We start from the raw sequence: 3,925 nt of genomic DNA on the forward strand, positions 1-3,925 counted from the left end.
GTGCTGTCGTAGCCTTCTCCCTCCCCCTTGTGGGGAGGGTTAGGGGTGGGGGTACTTGGCGCCATGTTTTGAGGATTGAAGCATGATCCCCGGCAAGCATGCGCTGGTCACAGGCGGCGGCTCCGGCGTCGGCCGGGCCATCGCGCTGGCGCTGGCGGGTGCGGGCATCGATGTCACCATCTGCGGCCGCCGGGAAGCAGAGCTCACTGAGGTGGCCGGCGAGAACGACCGCATCTTCGGCATCGCCGCCGATGTCACCGACGAGGCGGCAATGGCAGCGCTCTACCAGAGGGCGCAAGCCGCGCGCGGACCCTTCGACATCGTTGTCGCCAATGCCGGCATGGCCGGCAGCGCCCCGGCGCACAAAACCGCGCTCAGCGACTGGCAGCGAACGCTCGACGTCAATCTGACCGGCGCCTTCCTGACGGTGAAGCCGGCGCTGGCCGGCATGGCCGTGCGGAAAACAGGACGAATTGTTTTCATCGCCTCGACCGCCGGCCTGAAAGGCTACGCCTACGTCGCGTCTTACGTCGCCGCCAAGCATGGCGTCGTTGGCCTGATGCGGGCGCTTGCCGCCGAAACGGCGAAATCGGGCGTCACCGTCAACGCGGTGTGCCCAGGCTTTGTGGAAACCGAAATGCTGGAAGAGTCCATCCAGCGCATCATCGAGAAGACCGGCCGCTCGGTCGAGCAAGCGCGGTCAAGCCTCGCCTCGAACAACCCGCAAGGCCGCTTCATCCAGCCGGATGAGGTCGCCGCCGCCGTGCTGTGGCTGTGCGGCGACGCCGCCCAATCGATAACCGGACAGGCGATTTCCATCTCAGGAGGCGAAACATGGTAGCCGGCCCCCTGCCCGCGCCGTCGGGACCCGGCAAGGACCGCTTGCGGCTGTGGATCAGGCTGCTGCGAGCCTCGCGCACGATCGAGGCCGAGCTGCGCGAGCGGCTGAAGAAGGAGTTCAACACGACGCTGCCGCGCTTCGACGTGATGGCAGCACTCTATAGGATGCCGGAAGGCATGCTGATGAGCGACCTGTCGCGCTTCCTGCTGGTCTCCAACGGCAATGTCACGGGCATCGTCGACCGGCTGGTTTCGGAAGGACTTGTCGCCCGCGCGAGGCGCAATGGCGACCGCCGCACGTCGATGGTGCGGCTGACCGAGGAAGGCACGCAAGCCTTCGCCACAATCGCCGCGGCGCATGAAGGCTGGATCGGTGAATTGCTGGGCAAGGTCAGCGAGGACGACGCGCGCCGGCTGACCGGCATGCTGACCTCGTTTCGCAGCAACTGGGAGGGACGCGAATGACCGCAATGGCCGGGCGCAAGCCGAAGCATTTCCTGTGGGAGGTCGAGGGCAGGATCGCCAAGGTCCGGCTCGACCGGCCGGAGCGCAAGAACCCGCTGACCTTCGACAGCTATGCCGAGCTGCGCGACACGTTCCGCGACCTCGTCTATGCCGACGATGTCGACGCCGTGGTGTTCCTCTCCAATGGCGGCAATTTCTGCTCCGGCGGCGATGTCCACGACATTATCGGCCCGCTGGTCAAGATGGACATGAAGGAGCTCTTGGCCTTCACCCGCATGACCGGCGATTTCGTCAAGGCGATGCTGAATTGCGGCAAGCCGATCATTGCTGCGGTCGACGGTGTCGCGGTCGGCGCCGGCGCCATCATTGCGATGAGCTCCGATATCCGCATCGCCACGCCGGAAGCCAAGACCGCATTCCTGTTCACCCGCGTCGGCCTCGCCGGCTGCGACATGGGCGCCTGCGCGATCCTGCCGCGCATCGTCGGCCAGGGCCGCGCCGCAGAACTGCTCTACACAGGCCGCACCATGACGGCGGCGGAAGGCGAACGCTGGGGTTTCTACAACCGGCTGGTCGATGCCGCCTCGCTGGAGGCCGACGCGCTCGATATGGCGGCGCGCATCGTTTCCGGCCCGACCTTTGCGCACGGCATCACCAAGACGCAGCTCAATCAGGAATGGTCGATGGGTCTCGACCAGGCGATCGAGGCGGAAGCGCAGGCGCAAGCGATCTGCATGCAGACCCGCGACTTCGAGCGCGCCTACAAGGCGTTCGTGGCCAAGGAAAAGCCGGTGTTCGAGGGGGATTGAGGGATGATGCATTCCGTGGAGACGTCGGCGGGACAGCGCCCCCCTCTGTCCTGCCGGACATCTCCCCCTCTAGGGGGGAGATTGGATGTTGCGTCGGTTTTCGCCAACCACCAGCGTGGCAGGATGAGCCGTGGCGGCGAAGCTGCCAATCTCCCCCCTAGAGGGGGAGATGTCCGGCAGGACAGAGGGGGGCACCGTAGAGCGCAACGCCTCAATTGCGGAGGCACCCATGCCTGACCGCTCCTTCCTCAACTGGCCCTTCTTCGAAGACAGCCATCGCGAGTGGGCCGAGCGCCTCGACGCATGGTGCTCAAAAAACCTGCCGGTCGATCACCATGATGTCGATGCCGCTTGCCGCGAACTGGTGGCGCAGTTGGGCCGGGACGGCTGGCTGAAACCGACGGCTCTCGACACCGACAATCCGGGGCCCCTCGACGTGCGCACTTTGTGTATCACGCGCGAGACGCTTGCCCGCCATGACGGGTTGGCCGATTTCGCCTTCGCCATGCAAGGGCTGGGTACCGGCGCGCTCAGCCTGTTCGGCACGCCGGAGCAACAGGAATGGCTTGCGAAGACACGTGCCGGCAAGGCGATATCAGCCTTCGCCCTGTCGGAACCGCGCTCCGGGTCGGATGTCGCCAACACGGAAATGACGGCGACCCGCGACGGCGACAGTTACGTTCTGTCGGGTGAAAAGACCTGGATCTCCAATGGCGGCATCGCCGACCTCTATGTCGTCTTTGCCCGCACCGGCGAGGCGCCGGGCGCCAAGGGGCTTTCCGCCTTCCTCGTGCCTGGCGACGCCAGGGGCCTTGGCATCGCGGAACGGCTGGAAGTGATCGCGCCGCATCCGCTGGCACGGCTGTCTTTCGATCAGGTCCGCCTGCCGGCCGCTGCGCTGATCGGCAGACCCGGCGACGGCTTCCGCATCGCCATGTCGGTGCTCGACGTGTTCCGCTCGACCGTTGGTGCGGCGGCACTCGGCTTTGCCCGGCGCGCGCTGGATGAAAGCATCAAACGCGTGGCCGAGCGCAAACTGTTCGGCGCGCCGATGGCCGAACTTCAGATGGTGCAGGGCCACATCGCCGATATGGCGCTGGACGTCGATGCGGCGGCGCTTCTGGTCTACCGCGCCGCCTGGACCAAGGACATGGGCGCCGCGCGGGTCACACGCGAGGCGGCGATGGCCAAGCTGTTTGCCACCGACAAGGCGCAAGAGGTGATCGACAAGGCTGTGCAGCTGCATGGCGGCGACGGTGTCCGCAGGGGCCACATCATTGAAAGCCTGTATCGCGAGATCCGCGCTCTGCGCATCTATGAGGGTGCCTCCGACGTTCAGAAAGTGGTGATTGCGCGGCAAGTGATGGGCGCTGCCTGACGGCAGAGATTTTGACGAGCTTTCGATTTTGAAAATTGGGTTTTGGAATACCGGGAGGTTTTGAATGCACAGGATTCTGCAGCCCGAAGGCTGGGCAAAACCTGTCGGCTACGCCAATGGCGTCGCGGCACGCGGACAGTTCGTCTTCGTCGGCGGACAGGTCGGCTGGAACGGGCAATGCCAGTTCGAGACCGACGATTTTGTCGGCCAGGTGCGGCAAACGCTTCAGAACATCGTCGCGGTGCTGGCGGAAGCCGGTGCCGGGCCGCAGCACATCACCTCGATGACCTGGTATTTCACCGACAAGGCCGAATACCTCGCCAACCTCAGGGGCATCGGCGAGGCCTATCGCGAGGTGATCGGCCGGCATTTTCCGGCGATGGCCGCCATGCAGGTGATGGCGCTGGTCGAGGATCGCGCCAAGGTGGAGATC

The 3,925-nt window shown here is 65.3% G+C and carries 5 protein-coding genes; all 5 read left to right on the forward strand.

All coding sequences use genetic code 11. The features are described from left to right. The first annotated feature begins 82 nt into the window (after window positions 1–82). Window positions 83–841, forward strand: coding sequence for an SDR family NAD(P)-dependent oxidoreductase (locus EN893_RS22625; RefSeq protein ID WP_127271383.1), 759 nt, complete (start codon window positions 83–85; stop codon window positions 839–841). Further along, complete coding sequence (locus tag EN893_RS22630) at window positions 835–1,305, forward strand: MarR family transcriptional regulator (protein WP_127271381.1); 471 nt, start codon at window positions 835–837, stop codon at window positions 1,303–1,305. The genes EN893_RS22625 and EN893_RS22630 overlap by 7 nt, the downstream gene beginning before the upstream one ends. Continuing rightward, a complete protein-coding gene (locus tag EN893_RS22635) occupies window positions 1,302–2,114 on the forward strand; it encodes an enoyl-CoA hydratase family protein (RefSeq protein ID WP_127268310.1) in 813 nt (270 codons plus the stop codon). Before EN893_RS22630 ends, EN893_RS22635 begins: the two co-directional genes overlap by 4 nt. Before the next feature lie 229 nt (window positions 2,115–2,343). Continuing rightward, window positions 2,344–3,492, forward strand: a complete 1,149-nt coding sequence (locus EN893_RS22645) for an acyl-CoA dehydrogenase family protein (RefSeq protein WP_127268315.1) — start codon at window positions 2,344–2,346, stop codon at window positions 3,490–3,492. Between the two features lie 64 nt (window positions 3,493–3,556). Further along, on the forward strand, window positions 3,557–3,925 hold a 369-nt coding region (locus EN893_RS22650), incomplete at its 3' end, for a RidA family protein (RefSeq protein WP_164901025.1).

Source organism: Mesorhizobium sp. M7A.F.Ca.CA.004.04.2.1 (assembly GCF_004022825.1).
Classification (GTDB): domain Bacteria; phylum Pseudomonadota; class Alphaproteobacteria; order Rhizobiales; family Rhizobiaceae; genus Mesorhizobium.

What these genes read in the sequence shown, in the direction of transcription:
- EN893_RS22635 (WP_127268310.1), top strand. Translation starts at nt 1,302, where the DNA reads ATGACCGCAATGGCCGGGCGCAAGCCGAAGCATTTCCTGTGGGAGGTC.
- EN893_RS22645 (WP_127268315.1), top strand. Translation starts at nt 2,344, where the DNA reads ATGCCTGACCGCTCCTTCCTCAACTGGCCCTTCTTCGAAGACAGCCAT.
- EN893_RS22625 (WP_127271383.1), top strand. Translation starts at nt 83, where the DNA reads ATGATCCCCGGCAAGCATGCGCTGGTCACAGGCGGCGGCTCCGGCGTC.
- EN893_RS22630 (WP_127271381.1), top strand. Translation starts at nt 835, where the DNA reads ATGGTAGCCGGCCCCCTGCCCGCGCCGTCGGGACCCGGCAAGGACCGC.